The sequence below is a fragment of the Novosphingobium sp. BL-A-28-Hi1-0D genome (assembly GCF_055521755.1).
Genome location: NZ_CM145502.1, coordinates 2,166,034 through 2,182,663 on the forward strand (window position 1 = coordinate 2,166,034; position 16,630 = coordinate 2,182,663).

Annotated in this window: 14 protein-coding genes; 9 read left to right on the plus strand and 5 right to left on the minus strand. The window is 63.9% G+C overall.

Annotated features, from left to right (window positions below; all coding sequences use genetic code 11):
- Positions 1 to 9: 9 nt before the first annotated feature.
- Positions 10 to 1,047: a dihydroorotase gene (gene pyrC, locus ACZ1JW_RS10655; RefSeq protein ID WP_465123580.1), complete on the plus strand. Its 1,038-nt coding sequence runs from the start codon at positions 10 to 12 to the stop codon at positions 1,045 to 1,047.
- Here the strand turns inward: pyrC and rarD are convergent.
- Positions 1,044 to 1,934, minus strand: coding sequence for an EamA family transporter RarD (gene rarD / locus ACZ1JW_RS10660; RefSeq protein WP_465123579.1), 891 nt, complete (start codon positions 1,932 to 1,934; stop codon positions 1,044 to 1,046). The two genes, pyrC and rarD, sit on opposite strands and share 4 nt — an antisense overlap.
- A 205-nt stretch (positions 1,935 to 2,139) precedes the next feature.
- Here rarD and ACZ1JW_RS10665 point away from each other — a divergent pair, with 205 nt between their 5' ends.
- Together ACZ1JW_RS10665 and ACZ1JW_RS10670 are read left to right on the plus strand one after the other, a co-directional pair.
- Positions 2,140 to 2,652, plus strand: coding sequence for a glycine zipper 2TM domain-containing protein (locus tag ACZ1JW_RS10665; protein WP_465140542.1), 513 nt, complete (start codon positions 2,140 to 2,142; stop codon positions 2,650 to 2,652).
- 118 nt (positions 2,653 to 2,770) lie between these two features.
- The gene (locus ACZ1JW_RS10670) at positions 2,771 to 2,989 is read left to right on the plus strand and encodes a hypothetical protein (protein ID WP_465140543.1); all 219 of its coding nucleotides are present in this window, start codon (positions 2,771 to 2,773) and stop codon (positions 2,987 to 2,989) included.
- Between the two features lie 4 nt (positions 2,990 to 2,993).
- Here ACZ1JW_RS10670 and astD read toward each other — a convergent pair whose 3' ends face one another.
- Complete coding sequence (astD, locus tag ACZ1JW_RS10675) at positions 2,994 to 4,409, minus strand: succinylglutamate-semialdehyde dehydrogenase (RefSeq protein WP_465123576.1); 1,416 nt, start codon at positions 4,407 to 4,409, stop codon at positions 2,994 to 2,996.
- A gap of 132 nt (positions 4,410 to 4,541) precedes the next feature.
- Complete coding sequence (locus ACZ1JW_RS10680) at positions 4,542 to 5,945, minus strand: protein adenylyltransferase SelO (RefSeq protein WP_465140544.1); 1,404 nt, start codon at positions 5,943 to 5,945, stop codon at positions 4,542 to 4,544.
- Between the two features lie 72 nt (positions 5,946 to 6,017).
- Here ACZ1JW_RS10680 and ACZ1JW_RS10685 point away from each other — a divergent pair, with 72 nt between their 5' ends.
- From ACZ1JW_RS10685 to ACZ1JW_RS10710, 6 genes are all read left to right on the plus strand, one after another.
- Positions 6,018 to 6,872, plus strand: a complete 855-nt coding sequence (locus ACZ1JW_RS10685) for an alpha/beta fold hydrolase (RefSeq protein ID WP_465142765.1) — start codon at positions 6,018 to 6,020, stop codon at positions 6,870 to 6,872.
- Positions 6,869 to 8,041, plus strand: coding sequence for a glycosyltransferase family 4 protein (locus ACZ1JW_RS10690; protein WP_465140545.1), 1,173 nt, complete (start codon positions 6,869 to 6,871; stop codon positions 8,039 to 8,041). Before ACZ1JW_RS10685 ends, ACZ1JW_RS10690 begins: the two co-directional genes overlap by 4 nt.
- Before the next feature lie 144 nt (positions 8,042 to 8,185).
- Positions 8,186 to 8,944, plus strand: a complete 759-nt coding sequence (locus ACZ1JW_RS10695) for a tetratricopeptide repeat protein (RefSeq protein WP_465140546.1) — start codon at positions 8,186 to 8,188, stop codon at positions 8,942 to 8,944.
- A 19-nt stretch (positions 8,945 to 8,963) separates the two neighbouring features.
- Entirely contained in the window at positions 8,964 to 10,307 is a 1,344-nt protein-coding gene (locus ACZ1JW_RS10700; protein ID WP_465140547.1) for a PQQ-like beta-propeller repeat protein, read from the plus strand.
- Positions 10,308 to 10,415: 108 nt separating this feature from the next.
- Complete coding sequence (locus ACZ1JW_RS10705) at positions 10,416 to 11,768, plus strand: methyltransferase family protein (protein WP_465140548.1); 1,353 nt, start codon at positions 10,416 to 10,418, stop codon at positions 11,766 to 11,768.
- 269 nt (positions 11,769 to 12,037) lie between these two features.
- Complete coding sequence (locus tag ACZ1JW_RS10710) at positions 12,038 to 14,464, plus strand: TonB-dependent receptor domain-containing protein (protein WP_465140549.1); 2,427 nt, start codon at positions 12,038 to 12,040, stop codon at positions 14,462 to 14,464.
- Positions 14,465 to 14,826: 362 nt separating this feature from the next.
- Here ACZ1JW_RS10710 and ACZ1JW_RS10715 read toward each other — a convergent pair whose 3' ends face one another.
- Both ACZ1JW_RS10715 and ACZ1JW_RS10720 read right to left on the minus strand, forming a co-directional pair.
- On the minus strand, positions 14,827 to 15,126 hold the full coding sequence (locus tag ACZ1JW_RS10715; protein WP_465123569.1) for a putative quinol monooxygenase: 300 nt from the start codon (positions 15,124 to 15,126) through the stop codon (positions 14,827 to 14,829).
- 96 nt (positions 15,127 to 15,222) lie between these two features.
- On the minus strand, positions 15,223 to 16,596 hold the full coding sequence (locus ACZ1JW_RS10720; RefSeq protein ID WP_465140550.1) for a glutamate--cysteine ligase: 1,374 nt from the start codon (positions 16,594 to 16,596) through the stop codon (positions 15,223 to 15,225).
- Between the last annotated feature and the right edge of the window lie 34 nt (positions 16,597 to 16,630).

The following is a 16,630-nucleotide window of genomic DNA, read 5'->3' on the forward strand; positions in this document are numbered from 1 at the left end:
GGGAAGCCCATGGACACGACGACTCTCACCATTCGCCGCCCCGATGACTGGCACACCCACTTGCGCGACCGCGACGTGCTGGTCGGCGTCGTCCCCTACACCGCCCGCCAGTTCGCCCGCGCTATCGTCATGCCCAACCTGTCCCCGCCGATGACGGACGTTGCGGGCGTTGCCGCCTATCGCGACCGCATCCTTGCCGCGCTCCCCGAAGGCACCGACTTCACCCCGCTGATGACGCTGTACTTGACCGATTCGACCGACACCGCCGAAGTCGAGCGCGGGTTTGCCGAGGGCGTCTTCGTCGCCGCCAAGCTCTATCCCGCCCACGCCACCACGGGATCGGCCCACGGTGTGACCGACATCCGTAACATCTACCCCGTGCTCGAAGTCATGCAGCGCATCGGCATGCCGCTGCTGATCCATGGCGAGGTCACCGACAGCCACGTCGACATCTTCGATCGCGAAGCCGTGTTCATTGAGCGCACGCTGACGAAGCTGGTGGCCGATATGCCAGAGCTGCGCATTGTGTTCGAACACATCACCACCGAGGAAGCCGCGCAGTTCGTCGAAGGGGCAGGTCCGAACATCGCAGCAACGATCACCCCGCAGCACCTCCACATCAACCGCAACGCCATGCTCGTCGGCGGCATCCGCCCGCATGCGTTCTGCCTGCCCGTAGCCAAGCGCGAAAAGCACCGTCTCGCCCTGCGAAAGCTGGCGACGTCCACGTGCGAGCGCGTATTCCTCGGCACCGACACCGCACCCCACGCCAAGCATCTCAAGGAAGCTGCCTGCGGCTGCGCTGGCATCTTCAACGCCCCCTTCGCGCTCGAAAGCTACGTCACCGTGTTCGACGAGGAAGGCGCGCTCGACCGGTTTGAAGCCTTCGCCTCATTGAACGGCCCCGCGTTCTACCGGATGCCGGTCAACGAAGGCACGATCACGCTGGAGAAGGCGCCGGTCACCGTCCCCGAAGTGGTCGACTGCAACGGCACGATGATCGTGCCGTTCCATGCAGGCGAAACGCTGAACTGGCGGCTGGCCTAACGGCACGCGCGGGCGCGCTTGGCCATGTCCCAGCTATAGAGCGCAATCGCCGCCCAGATCAGCGCGAAGCAGGCGAGGCGGGTCGCATCGAGCGACTCGCCGAACACCGTCAGCCCGAGGATGAAGCTCAGGGTGGGCGAAAGAAACTGTACGAAGCCCAGCGTGGAAAGCGGCAGGCTGCGCGCGGCGATGGCAAAGAGCAGAAGCGGGATCGCTGTTGCAACGCCTGAAGCAATGACTAGCGGCGTGGTGTAGCCGCCCGCCAGAAGGCTGCTTCCTTGCGCAGAATTGCCTGCCAGGGCCACTGCCACCACCGCGGGTATGAACAGCATGGCCGTCTCGATCGTCAGCCCCGGCAAAGCGCCCACCGGAGCCTGCTTGCGCACGAAGCCATAGAACGCGAACGAGAACGCCAGCGACAGCGCGACGGCCAGCGTGTCCACCGCTCCGCTCAGCAGCAGCGCGATTCCAGCCCCTGCCAGAGCGACCGCCGCCCATTGTACGCGCGTCAGCCGTTCCCCCAGAAAAGCGGTGCCGAGCACCACGTTGAGCAGCGGATTGATGTAGTATCCAAGGCTCGTCGCCAGAACGTGCCCGTTGTTGATCGCGATGACGAAGATCAGCCAGTTCGATCCGATCAGCAGAGCGCTCAAGGCCAGCAGGCCCATTACTCGCCGGTCGCCGATGGCCGCCCGCACGTCGGGCCATTGCCGCCGCGCCCAGACGATCACACAGCAGACCGGCACCGTGAATACCACGCGCCAGCCCACCAGTTCGAGCGGCGGTACGGCGTGCAAGGCCTTGAAATAAAGCGGAAGCAGGCCCCAGATCACGTAGGCGATCAGGGCTGCCGCAAGGCCGCGCCGGAAGGTGGTGGATTCGCTCATCTCTGCGCCCTGCCAGCAATGGGGACATTCGCCAATCCCCGCCTGACGGGCATTTCATCGGCAACACGCTTCGTTTCACCGCAAAGCCGGATTCTGACGCTCCGGTTGCGATCTGTTCAGGTTGGGCGGCGTAAACCTTAACCAACGAAGCAGCGGGACTGGTCGCCAAAGCAGGTGAGGTCCTCCTGAAATGAGGAGAACGAAGATGTTCAACCTGAAGAAATCCGCACTTGCGCTCGTCGCCGCCTCGACCGTCGCAAGCGCAGTCCCTGCGACCGCAGCCGTCCTCCCGCAGGCCCATGCCGGTGCCGCGATCTCCACGCAGTGGAACGAGGGCTGGGACGATGATGACCGCTGGGAGCATGGCCGCGAACGCCGCGACTGGCGCGGGCACGGCCGTCAAGACCGCTATGATCGTGACTACGGTCGCGGATATGACCGTGGCTATGACCGCAACTACTACCGCAGCAATGACCGCGGCTACTACGGTGATCCGGTCTATCGCAACACCCGCGTCTGGCGCGGCAACGACGGCCGCTACTACTGCCGTCGCTCCAACGGCACGACCGGTCTTCTGATCGGCGGTGCTGCCGGTGCCCTGATCGGCCGCGAAGTTGCCGGCAACTACGGTGACCGCACCCTGGGCGCGATCCTTGGTGCCGCCGGTGGCGCCCTGCTCGGCCGCGAAGTCGATCGCGGCGGCTCGCGCTGTCGGTAATTTGGGCCGCTAACAGTTACTGACCGTCCTTCGGGTCGCGCTGAAAGGTCGGCAGGGGAGCGCTCCGCACAAGCGGGGCGCTCCCTTTTTCTTAACCCTGTTGCGCTAGTCCCAAGCAATGCGCAGCCTCGGCCTGGTCATGACATTCGCACTCGCCGCTTGCGGCACTGCGCCCGTGGAGCAGGACAAGACTGCGCTCGATCCGGTCATGACCGAAGCGCTCGAGGGCCAGCTGATGGTCGATCCCGATCTCAGTCAGCAAAACATGCGCAATCTGGCGATTGTGCCCGGCGGCCCGATAGACCCTGCGCTCCCGCTACCCGATCCGAAAAGCTGAGGTCCTACTCGCTGCGCAATCCCACGCCGATGCTCGCGCGCGGCTGGTCCATCTCGGTCGAGGCAACCGGATAGGCGCAGTAATCCGCCGCATAATAGGCGCTAGGCCGGTGGTTGCCCGAAAGCCCCACGCCGCCAAACGGTGCTGCCGAGGAAGCCCCGTTGGTCGGCCGGTTCCAGTTGACCACGCCCGCGCGGATATTCGCCCAGAAGCGGTTGTAATCTTCGGGACGCCCGCCGATCAGCGAGGCCGAAAGGCCGAAACGGGTGTTGTTCGCCTCGGCAATCGCCTCGTCGAAATCGTCGATCTTCACCACCTGCAGCAGCGGGCCGAACAGTTCCACGTCGGGCCGCTCGGCAATGCCGGTTACGTCGATGATCGCAGGGCTGAGGAACGGCAGTCCTTCCTGCAGCCGCACCATGTGCTTGATCGGACGCCCGCCCGACGAGAGCAGATAGACAAAGCTTTCGGTCAGCCCGTCGGCCGTACGGTTGTCGATCACCGGCCCCATGAACGGCGCAGGCTCGTCGAACGGTGCGCCGACGATGATCCGGTCGGCCAGTCGCTTCACTTCGCCGACCACCGCATCGTACATCGAAGCCTTGATGATCAGCCGCCGCCCCGCCGTGCAGCGCTGGCCTGCGCTGGTGAAGGCGGACTGCACGATCAACGTTGCAGCATCCTCGATTTTGGGCGTGTCCCACACGACGATCGGGTTGTTGCCGCCCATCTCCAGCGCGACGATTTTGCCCGGATTCGAAGCCAGCTTGCGGTTGATCGCGATGCCTGCATGGGCCGAACCGGTGAACAGCACGCCGTCGATCCCGTCATGCGCGACCAGCGCCTGCCCTTCCGCAGGCCCGCCGATCAGCACCTGAACGACTGCTGCCGAAATCCCTGCGCGATGGAAGCACTGCGCCAGCATCTCACCAGTGGCAGGCGTCTTTTCCGAAGGCTTGAACACCACCGCGTTGCCCGCGATCAGCGCGGGCACGATATGGCCATTGGGCAGATGCGCGGGGAAGTTGTACGGCCCCAGCACCGCCAGCACGCCATGCGGCTTGTGCCGCAGCGCCGCAGTCCCCTGCATCGCCGAATCGAGTTTGCGCTGCGAGGTGCGGTCGGCGTAGGCGCGGATTGAGATCTCGACCTTGTTTACCACGCTCTCGACTTCGGTGCGTGCTTCCCACAGCGGCTTGCCCGTCTCGCGCGAGATCATCATGGCGAGCTTGTCTGCGTCCTTGCGGACCTCGTTGGCAAAGCGCCGCACCAGTTCGATGCGCGTGGCTAGCGGCTGGGCGGCCCAGGCAGGCCAGGCCCGCCTTGCACGCGCGACGACTTCATCGACATCGCCGATCTTGCCGCGCCATACCTCGGCGCCGGTTGCGGGTTCAAACGAGACGATTTCGGCAGCTGCCACGGATTTGCCTGCTCTTCTTTTCGGTTCTTGCGCGAACGATGGGGTCCCGGTCCCGGGGCGTACCGTAACGCGGCATTCGTTACCGATTAAACAATATTCACCCGCGCCACCACCCCCGCAGGCGGGAAATCATCAAGGCCTGTGCCCCTCGGGCTCCGGTCGTGCTCCCATGGCCTCGCCCATCCGCCGCACCGCCTCGACCTTGGCGAACAGCGCGCTCCAGTCGTCGCTCTCGGCAATCGGCTGCCAGATCGCTTCGACCTCATCGATCGGCATGGACTGCGGTGCTGCGTCGGACCAGTAGGGATGGCTAAGGTCAGCCGCGGCATAAGGCATCAGCGCCGCCTTGAGCACCTGCTCCTCCTCGCCCGCGCCGAAGTCCCCGCGCCCGCCGCGATGCGCAAAGAAGAACGCATCCGGCCCCAATCCTTGCGTGACCATCACCTTCTCGCACGCCCCGATCAGCGCGGTGTCTTCCTCCAGTCCGCGTTGCTCCACGCCAAGCCGCCAGAGCCACCGCCGCGTCATCGCGCGTTGATAAAGCTCCGGATAGCGATTGAGCGCCTCGATCAGCGGCGGCGCGTCAACCAAAGTCCTCAAGGCCACGGCTAATTGCCCGCAATTCCAGTGAATCGCCTCGGGCTGGCGGCCATAGGCATAAAGCCCCTGATGATCGAAATAGGCGGCGGTAAAGCCCGGCTCCCACTTCGGCAGCCAGCGCCACGGCCCGTAGTCGAAGCTCTCGCCGGTCACGTTCATGTTGTCGGAATTGAGCACGCCATGGACGAAGCCCGCCACCATGTAGCTCGCCGCCATGTCGGCCATGCGCTCGACGATCTGGTTGAAGAACCGCACGGCAGGATGTGGCGTGTCTTCATGGCCACCGGGGAAGTTGGCGAGGCAATAGGCCACCAGCTGCGCCATCTCGTCCTCAAGCTCAAGCGCCGCCAGCCTTTGGAACGTGCCGATGCGAATATGCCCGTGGCTCAAGCGCACCAGTACGGCAGAGCGCGTCGGAGAAGGTTCATCGCCGCGGTAGAGCGATTCGCCCGTCTCGATCACCGAAAGCGTGCGGCTGGTATTCACACCCAGCGCCTCGAGCATTTCGGTCGCCAGAATCTCGCGCACCGCGCCCTTCAGCGTCAGCCGCCCGTCGCCCGCGCGGCTCCACGGCGTCTGTCCGGACCCCTTTGTGCCAAGGTCCATCAGCCGGTCGTCGCCATCCAGCATCTGCGCGAAGGTATAGCCGCGCCCGTCGCCCAGATCCGGGTTGTACACGCGGAACTGGTGCCCGTGATAGCGCAGCGCCAGAGGTCCTGGCATATTGCCTTCCAGCGGGTCGAACCGCCCGAAGTGCCGCACCCAGTCTTCGTCCGAAAGCCCTGCCAGCCCGACATCCGCCGCCGCCCTGTCATTGCGCCAGCGCAGGCGTGTTTCGGGGAAGTCCGCCGGGCGCACCGGATCGCCGATCCAGTCAGCCAGAGCCATGATCCTGGGCGAGGGACGATAGATCGCGTCTTGCGGGAGCGCCTGCATCCGGCAATAGTGGGCATGACCAAGCCTGCCCGCAAGCAGGCACCCCCGATTTCACGCGGAATACCAGAAGAAATGGCCGAATACGAAGATCGCTACTGGACCAGCAGCGACGGATTGCGCCTGCATTTCCGATATTTCGATGGTGACGCTGCCAAGCCGCCAGTCATCTGCCTGCCCGGCCTCACCCGCAATGCCCGCGATTTCGAAGACCTTGCCACCCGGCTCGCCGGTACATGGCGCGTGCTCTGCCCCGAAATGCGCGGACGAGGGGACAGTGATTACGCCAAGGACCCGATGACCTACACGCCCATGCACTACCTGCAGGACGTCGAGGCCCTGCTCGCACAGGAAGGGATCGACCGCTTTGTCTCCATCGGCACCTCGCTCGGTGGACTGCTCACCATGCTGCTCGCCATGTCGAACCCGCAGCGCATCGCCGCCGCCGTGCTCAACGATGTCGGCCCCGAAGTGTCGGAAAAGGGGCTGGAGCGCATCCGCGGCTATGTCGGGCAGGGGCGCAACTTCGAAACCTGGATGCACGCCGCCCGCGCGCTTCAGGAAAGCAGCGGTGATGTCTATCCCGATTGGGACATCACCGACTGGCTCCGCTACGCCAAGCGCATCATGGTGCTGGGCACCGGCGGCCGCATCGCCTTCGACTATGACATGAAGATCGCCGAACCTTTCGAGGCTCCTGCCGGAGCCACTCCGCAAGTCGACATGTGGCCGCTCTACGACGCGCTCGCCACGCGCCCGCTGCTGATCCTGCGCGGTGAGACCTCCGACATTCTTGAACCCGCAACGGCCCGAAAGATGGCCTCGCGCCCCGGCGTCGAACTCGTCACCATCCCGCGCATCGGCCACGCGCCCACGCTGGACGAGCCTGACAGCATCGCCGCGATAGAGCGCCTGCTCGCCAAGGCATGACCCAGAACAGGACTGCGCCTGCGCCGATCAAGCTGCTTCACCTGCATTCCACGTTCGATGCGGGCGGCAAGGAGCGTCGGGCTGTTGCCCTGATGAACCGCTGGGGCAAGGGTGCCGCCGGCCGCAATCTCGAACACCACATCGTCTCGGCCCAGCCGGGCGCGATGGGCGCAAGGTCGCTGATAGACAAACAGGTGCGCGCCTTCTTTCCGTTCGGCTTCCCGCCGCTTGCGGGCAAGCTGCGCATCGGCCACCTGCAACAGCTCGCCCGCGCCATGCAGGGCTTCGACCTGATCCTGACCTACAACTGGGGCGCGATGGACGCAGCGCTCGCCCATGCCATCTTCGCGCCGTCGATGGGCCTCGCTCCGCTGATCCACCACGAAGACGGCTTCAACGCCGACGAATCCGGCGGTCTCAAGCGCAGCCGCAACTGGTATCGCCGCGTCGCACTGGCCCGCGCCAGCACGCTGATCGTCCCCTCGCGCCAGCTCGAAGACATCGCGCTCACCGCCTGGCACCAGCCGCGCGGGCGGGTCCTGCGCATCCCCAACGGCATTGAAACCTCGCTCTACGCCAGAAAACCCCGGCCCGATGTCCTGCCGCGCGTGGTCAAGCGCCCTGGCGAGAAGTGGCTGGGGACGCTCGCAGGGCTTCGCGCGGTCAAGAACCTGCCGCGAATGGTCCGCACGCTGGTCGATCTGCCGCCCGAATGGCATCTCGTCATTCTCGGCGAAGGGCCGGAGCGCGAGGCGATCCTGGCCGAGGCCATGCGGCTCGATATCGGCCACCGCGTGCACTTGCCCGGCCACGTTGCCGATCCTTCCGCCGCTGTCGGTCTGTTCGATCTCTTCGCGCTTTCGTCCGACAGCGAACAGGCCCCGCTATCCGTAATCGAGGCCATGGCTGCAGGCCTTGCCGTGGCCAGCCCTGCTGTGGGCGACGTCGCCGAAATGGTGTCGGAAGAGAACCGACCGTTTATCACCCCGGCCGGTGATGACGCTGCCCTGACCCAGACTGTTGCCGCACTTGCTGCCGATCCTGCCCTGCGCCAGCGCCTGGGCGACGGCAACCGCGCCCGCGCCATTGCGGAATACGACGAGCGGGTCATGGCAAAGCGCTATGCCGAGGCGTACGCCCGCGTTCTTGGTCGTGAGGCATTCGGTTGAGGCTTCTGCTTCAGCCACCGTTCACGCGCAGGACGGCAGGCCCTTCGCCGAGAATCAATTCCGTTGAAAAGGCGGGGCCATCCGCTAAACACCGCGCCAGACAAACGCTAGCAATCTTCAACGTCACATCCCGAAAGCGCTGCCTTGGCTCTCCGTCCTGATCGCAATCAAACCCGTTCCAACCAGCTTGCCGAGCGCGCTGACGCTCAGGCCGATGGCTTCCTGCGCGAAGTTGACGATGCCCTGCGCGAAGACCAGGTCTTCACCGCGATCCAGAAGTACGGAAAGCCCGTCGGCGGGCTGATCGCTGCGGGCCTGCTCGGCCTTGCCGGATACCTCTGGTATGAAAACCACAGCAACGCCAAGGCCGCCGAACAAGGCGAAGCGCTGACCAAGGCGCTTGATGATCTGGAAGTGCGCAACCTCAAGGCCGCGACCGACGCTGTCGCCCCGCTCGCCAGCGATGGCACTGACGGTTACCGCGCCACCGCCCGGATGCTCGCCGCAGGCGTCCTGTCCGAACAGGGCAAGAATGCAGAAGCAGCCAAGGCTTTCGCCGCGATTGCCGCGGATGCCGATACGCCGCAGGCCTATCGCGATCTCGCCACGATCCGCGAAGTCTCGCTGACTTTCGACCAGCTTGGCCCAGACAAGGTGGTCGAACGGCTCAAGCCCCTGGCCGTCCCCGGCAACGCCTGGTTCGGCAGCGCAGGCGAACTCGTCGGCGTTGCCTACATGAAGCAGGGCAAGAACGAACTGGCAGGAGCGCTTTTCGCGCAGATTGCCAAGGACAAGACCGTCCCCGACACGCTGCGTCGCCGCACTCGCCAGATGGCGGGCCTGCTTGGCGTCGATGCGGTCGAGGAACCCGGCTCGGCCGCGATCGTCCAGCCGGCGCAGTAAGAATTTGAGGATGCATCCGATGACGCCGAAGCCCACTTTCCGCCGCGCCTCGCTTACCAGCGTGCTGGTCCTCGCGCTTGCTCTGGGCGGCTGCGGCGTCTTCGGCAAGAAGGGCGTCAAGACCACGCCAACCGTCGGCATGCGCCAGCCGATCCTGTCCAAGATCGAAGCCGGTACCAAGGTTGACGATTCGATCTCGCTGATGAGCGTGGTCCTGCCCGCTCCCGAAGTGAACACCGAGTTCGCGCAGGGCGGTGGCAATGCGTCGAAATCCTATGGGCACGCTGCCCTCGCGGAGTCGCCTTCGCGCGCCTTCAGCGTCTCGATCAAGGGTTCGAACGCCCGCCAGCGCCTGGCTGCTTCACCGGTCGTTGGTGGTGGCAAGCTCTTCGCGATGGATACCGACGGCACTGTCCACGCGTTCGATGCCATCACCGGCGCCCGCATATGGGACACCTCGGTCCGCGCCGAGAAGCAGAATGCGGGCTCCACCTTCGGCGGCGGCGCTTCCTACGATGACGGCAAGGTCTACGTCACCAACGGCGTCGGCGAGGTCGCGTCGATCGATGCCATCTCCGGCGAGATCAAGTGGCGCGTGAAGCCCGCAGGCCCGCTGCGCGGTTCGCCCACGGTTGCCTTCGGGCAGGTCATGGTGATGAGCCAGGACAACCAGCTCTTCGCCCTCAACGAGGCCGATGGCGCAGTGCTGTGGAACGAGAATGCTTCCGTAGGCCAGACAAACGTGTTCGGCGTCGCCTCGCCCGCCGCAGGCCAAGGCACCATCGTTGCGGGTTACTCCTCGGGCGAACTCGTCGCCTATCGCTACGAGAACGGTCGCCAGCTTTGGGCCGATGCCCTCGCGCGCACCTCCATCGCCACTTCGGTTTCCACCCTGACCGACATCGACGCCGATCCGATCATCGAACGCGGCCGCGTCTATGCACTGGGGCAGGGTGGTCGCATGGCCGCCTATGAACTGGTCACCGGCCAGCGCATCTGGGAACTCAACCTCGCCGGCATCTCCACCCCCGCCATCGCGGGCGACTGGATCTTCACGCTGACCGACGAGGCGAAGCTGCTGTGCATCGCCAAGTCCAACGGCAAGGTCCGCTGGATGACGCAGCTCCAGCGCTATCGCAACGAAAAGAAGAAGAAGAACCAGATCCTCTGGACCGGCCCTGTCCTTGCCGGCAACCGCCTATGGATGGCGAACTCGCGCGGCGAGATCATGCAGGCCTCGGTCACCGATGGCTCGGTCAGCGAATTCAGCAAGGTCGGCTCCAGCGTCACGCTTGCCCCCATCGTCGCCAACCAGACGCTCTACATCCTCGACGACAAGGGCAAGATCACCGCGTTCCGCTAATTCTTCCCCCCTCCCGCAAGCGGGAGGGGCTGGGGGTGGGCCTGCGGACAGACATTGGTCGCCTCATCACAACCATATCCTAACGCTTTGCGCGCTAAGGACGGGTGCATGAGCGCCCGTCCGGCCCCGCCACCATCAGATGTATCCGCAGGCACTGGCCTTGCCGGAGTCGCTGGCCTTGCCCTGTGGGTGCTGACCTGCCGCTTCTGGCCGCAGATCGTCACGACGCTGGGCCTCTCTGCCCCCGCCGAAGTCATGGATGGCCCCTCAGCCGCGCTCGCCGCGCTGCTGTTCTCCGGCAGCGCCATGGTCGCATGGTCGCTGCTGGTCGAGAAAGTCCACCTGCGCCCCTCCACCGGCATAGACTGGTCCGCCCCGCGCCCCTTGCGCGATGTGGTCGACATCTCGATCACAAAGATCGCCGGGCTCTGGGCCACATGGTCCGTGATCGGCTTCGCCTATTGCATCGCCCGCTGGTACTGGCGCGGGCAATACGTCTTCGCCATGGAAGTGCTGGAAACCGCCGCTCCCATCCTGTTCCTCGGCGCAATCCCTTACGTCCTGTGGCTTGACCGCGTGCTGGTAAACCCGCGCGATGCCTCGTGGCACTTCGGTGCCATGCTCATCGGCCGCGAACCGTGGGAGCCGGAAGAAGTCAGACGCCATGCACTGTCGTGGCTGGTGAAAGGCTTCTTCTGCGCCTTCATGATCTCGATCGTGCCAGGAGGCTTTGCTGCCGTCGTGCACTTCGATTGGGCTTCCGTCCTCCACGATCCCGTCGCGCTCGGCACCTTGCTGATCGAGACGATGTTCATGATCGACGTGCAGATTGCCATGGTCGGCTATCTCGTCACGATGAAGCCGCTGGACGCGCAGATCCGTACAGCCAATCCGCATCTTTCAGCCTGGGTCGCGGCGCTGATCTGCTACCCGCCCTTCATCCTGATGGGCGATGGCGACGTGCTCGATTACCGTCACAACGGCGCAGAATGGGCATTCTGGCTGCAAGGCCACACTGGTCTCCTGTGGCTCTGGGCCGCAGCGCTGGTGTTCCTCACCGCAGTGTATGCCTGGGCCACCGTCGCCTTCGGCCTGCGCTTTTCCAACCTCACCTATCGCGGCGTCCTGACCAACGGGCCCTACCGCTACACCCGCCACCCGGCCTACCTGTCCAAGAACGCCTACTGGTGGCTCGCCTCGCTGCCGTTCCTGACCACCAGCGGCTCGATGGTCGACGCCATCCGCAACACCGTGATCCTCGCCCTCGTCAGCGCGGTCTACTACTGGCGCGCCCGCACCGAGGAGAAGCACCTCTTCGCCGAAGACGCCAAGTACCGCGAGTACTACACCTGGATGGCCGAGCACGGCCCGATCACCGCCACTCTGCGCAAGCTGACCCGCGCGGTGACGCCAAAAAGACCGGTCGCTCAGGGTGCAAAAGGACCAACGTCGACAGTCTGATTGCGCCAACGGGCATGGTGGCCTTGTTTTTCAAAGATTTCCGGATTGATGGCGCCAAGGCGCAAAGCATCGTTCACAGTGTGGACGTTCTGAAAGTTAACATTCTTGTTCGGCGGTACCGGGTTTTGCCAGTGGTTTGCATTTAAAGCAGCCTACATCGCCGCACCATAGGGAGTTCCGTGTCATTCGGCAGAAACGGGAACTCCATGAAACATTCACGTCGTCATGTGCGCCGTTGCGGTTCAGCGACAGCTCTTGCAGTCCTGGCCATGGCCAACACGGCCGCCGCGCAGGATGCCCAACCAGGCACCGCCTGGGAAGCTAGCCGCACCGTTGACGGTGACGATACGGTCACCACAGGCGTTGCCCGCGGGCGCGATCGCCTGAACAGCGCAACCTCTACCAGCGCAATCAAGGAAAATGACATCATTCGGCTTGCGCCACGGTCGCTCGCCGAACTGTTCCGCAACATTCCCGGCATCCGCGTTGAAGCAGGCGGTGGTGAAGCGCAGAACAACTACACCGTTCGCGGGCTGCCGATGGTCAACGGAGCCAGCAAATACATCCAGATTCAGGAAGACGGCCTGCCGGTCATGGAGTTTGGTGACTTGATGCGCCTGACGCCGGATCTCTTTGTGCGTGCGGACTTCAATGTCGCGCAGGTTGAATCGATTCGCGGCGGTTCGGCATCGACTTTCGCATCCAACTCCCCCGGCGGCGTCATAAACCTGATTTCCAAGACCGGGGAGGTCGAGGGCGGATCGATCATGGCCAGCATCGGCGCGGACTTCCAGAGCTACCGCACCGATTTCGATTATGGCGGCCGCCTGGGAGACGGCTGGCGTTTCCACATTGGCGGCTTCTATCGTGAAGGGGAGGGCGTGCGCGAAACCGGTTTCAACGCTTCACGCGGCGGACAGGTCAAGCTCAATGTCACCAAGCAGTTCGATGGCGGATACATCCGCGTCCATGCCAAGCTGCTGGATGACCGCGTCCCCACTTTCGCCGGCATGCCGCTTTTGGTCACCGGCACCAATGACGACCCTTCCTTCGCCAATCCGCGCGGTGTCGACAGCGGTACCGATTCACTGCATTCGCCCTATCTGCCGGTCGCGTTGACGCTCGGCTCTTCGGGCTCACCGCGCCGCAGAAACTTCACTGACGGGGTGGAAGTCAAAGCCAAGGCACTGGGCTTCGAAGCGCAGTTCAGTCTCGGTGAATGGTCGCTGACAAACCGCTTCCGCTATGCCGACCAATCAACGCGCAACACAACTCTGGTGAGTTCGGCCGCAGCACCTGCCGCTCAGTTCGCGACGCGGTTCGGTGGTGCCGGGGCGACATACAGATATGGTGCGGGTCCGCGTGCCGGACAGTTGTTCGATGTCGCCAACGGCAACGGTCTGGTTGCCTTGTCGTTCTTCTCCGACAATGATGCGCCCGATGTCAGCAACATGACCAATGACTTGCGCATCAGTCGCGTCTGGAGCGTGGGCGGCGGGGACCTGACCACAACGACCGGCCTCTATCGGTCCAGCCAGAAGTTCGTCTCCGAAATCAGCTTTGCCACGTTCTTCCAGGATGTTGTCGGCGGCGGCCAATCGGTGCCGTTGAACCTGACGACCGCAGGAGGCGTTGCGGTCACCGACGGTGGCTATCGCAATTATGGCGGTCCAGGTGGTGCCGGGAACATCAGGGACAACAACGTAACCTATCAGACGACGGCACCATTTGCGTCCGTGAACTTCCACAAGGGGAAGCTTGCCTTGGGCGCGTCGGTGCGTTGGGACAACAGCCGCGCCAACGGCAACATCATGAACGACAGTGGCGTGCGGACCTTCGACATGAATGGCGATGGTGCCATCTCCAGGCCGGAAACACTGGTGTCGTTCGTGCCGACAGGCGTGACGCTCCCGGTGAACTACCACCACGATTACTTGTCATACTCCGTCAGCATGAACTACCGCCTCGCCGATCCGTTCGCGGTGTTCGCGCGCTATAGTCTTGGCGCTAGGGCAGCGGCCGACAAGATCCTGTTTACCCCTGCTGTCAGCCGGACCACCGGAGCGTTGGTGAACAGTGCCGCGGGCGATGATAGCGTGCGACAGGCGGAGGTCGGCTTCAAGTACCGGAACAACGGGCTCGTGCTGAACCTCACCGGCTTCCACGCGAAGACTGACGACACGAATTCGCAGATCCTCACGAACCCTGCGACCGGCCAGCTCGAGCTTTCCTCTGTCACGCGCGCTTATGAAGCGTACGGACTCGAGTTCGAAGGCGTCTTCCGGCACGGACCGTTCAGCGTCATGGCGCACGCCACCTATACTGAAGCCAAAATCCGACGTGCCGAGAATCCGGCACTCGTCGGCAATGTTCCGCGTGGTCAGCCCAAGCTGTTGTACGGTCTGACCCCGCAGTTCGACACCAATGCCTTTACGGTCGGAGCCAACATCACGGGCGTCACGGGAAGCTTCGCGCAAGACATCAATCAATTGCGTCTGCCGGGCTATACCACCGTTGGACTGTTTGCGCAGGTCCGTCCGATGGAGCGGCTTGAACTGAGCGTCAATGCGACCAATCTGTTCAACACACTTGCCATCACTGGTATCTCGGAAGGTGCCCTGCCGGCATCGGGCGTGGTCATGACCAGACCCTTGTTCGGCCGCGCTGTATCCACGTCGGCACGATTCTTCTTCTGATCGTGAGACTGGAGCCGGGCCTGACGATTGCTCTCATCAGGCTCGCAGCGCATTTGCGTAGTGCCGTCTATGCCATGACCCGCCGCCCGACGGGAGCTAGGGTCCAAACTCAATCAGGGCGCGTTCGAGGTTCGAGGCAGAATGGCTCAGCGCAAGGAGGCAGGGCGCAGTAATATGTCGATATTTCCAGTCCTGCCGACGCGGCGATGGGCCATTCTGGTCGAACCCCTTCGGGGCGTCCAAATGGCTTCGATCTCGGGCAAACCGGCCCTTGCAAAGGCAACCAGCCTTCGCGACGGGCCGCTCCGCCCGATATCTTCGCCATTTGGACGCCTCGAACGTGCCCTGAATGGGTTTGGACCCTAGACTTCCACGCCCTCGTCGGTCTCGAACACCCGGATATTGCGGTCAAACAGCCCCAGCGTCGCGCGCTCTTCGGCCCAGACCTTCATGTGCTCGGTCTGGAAATGCGCCTTGAGCGCTGCCATGTCGCGCCACTTCTCGGCGATGTGGATCAGTTCGGGATCTAGCACGTCCTGCCCATAGGCATACTGGATGCAGCCGTCCTCGGCCAGTGTCGCCGCGATGACCCTGGCCATCATCGGCCGGATCGGCTCGATGTTCTCCACCGGAACGCGAACGGTGCCCATCACGATGATCATGCTTCGAAAATCCCCAATATCGTGCGCGATTCATTGCACCCGCACGGGTGAGGCGCAAACCCATAATGCCGGACGGTGCCGTCCGGCGTGGCAGGATCAGAAGCTCTTTTCCCCGTAGATATGCGACAGATCGCCGCTCCACGGACCGTGGTAGAGATCCAGCAACCGTTCGGCCGGCGTCTTCCCTGTCGCCACGATCTCGTCGAGCGGCTGGAGATAGCCGGTTTCGTTGTCGCCCGCCTCGTTCAGTTGCGCCCGCGCCGAAAGCCCGCTGCGCGAAATCGCCAGCACTTCGGCGGCGATGTCCCGCAAGGAGCCACCCCCCGGCAGTGTCGCGTCCAGCCCGCGCTTGGGCACTTCTGCCCGCAGTCGCTCGCGCCCGTCCATGTCCCAGCCCTTGACCAGATCCCACGCCGCATCCAGCGCGCCCTGATCGTAAAGCAGGCCCACCCACAGCGCCGGCAGCGCGCAGATCCGGTTCCACGGCCCGCCATCGGCCCCGCGCATTTCGAGGAAAGACTTCAGCCGCACTTCGGGGAAGGCGGTCGAAAGATGGTCGTTCCAGTCCGAAAGAGTCGGCTTCTCGCCCGGCAGGACCGAAAGCTGGCCGTCCAGGAAATCGCGGAACGACAGGCCCGCCGCGTCGATATACTTGCCATCGCGGAACACGAAATACATCGGCACGTCGAGCATGTATTCGACATAGCGCTCGTAGCCGAAGCCCTCGTCGAACACGAACGAGAGCATCCCCGTGCGCGCAGGGTCCGTATCGGTCCAGATGTGGCTGCGATAGGACAGGAAGCCGTTGGGCTTGCCTTCAAGGAACGGCGAATTGGCGAACAATGCCGTCGCCAGCGGCTGCAAAGCCAGCGAAACGCGGAACTTCTGCACCATGTCCGCCTCGCTCGAATAATCGAGGTTGGTCTGGATGGTGCAGGTCCGCAGCATCATGTCGAGGCCCATCGAACCCACGCGCGGCATGTGCCGCAGCATGATGTCGTAACGGCCCTTGGGCATGATCGGCAGCTCTTCGCGGGTTTTGTCCGGCCACAGCCCTAGGCCAAGGTAGGCAAGACCCAGCTTGTCGCCGATGGTCTTCACTTGCGCCAGATGCCGCCCGGTCTCCGCGCAGGTCTGGTGCAGGTTGACCAGCGGCGCACCCGAAAGCTCCAGCTGCCCGGCAGGCTCGAGGCTCACCGCCCCGTCCGGTCCGGACATCGCGATGACGTTCCCGCCCTCGATGATCGGCTCCCAACCGTACTCGGTCAGCGCGTTCAGCAGGTCGCGGATGCCGCCCTGCTCGCCATACGAAGGCGCGGCGCGGTCACTGGTGCGATAGACGAACTTCTCGTGTTCGGTGCCGATCCGCCAGTTTTCCTTGGGCTTTTCGCCCTTCTGCATCGGCACCACGAGCATGTCGCGGCTTTCGATTATGGGATCGTTGCTATTTGAAACTTGCCGCGTGCTCATGCCCGCTTCCGTTAATGGGCAGGACAGCTTTTAG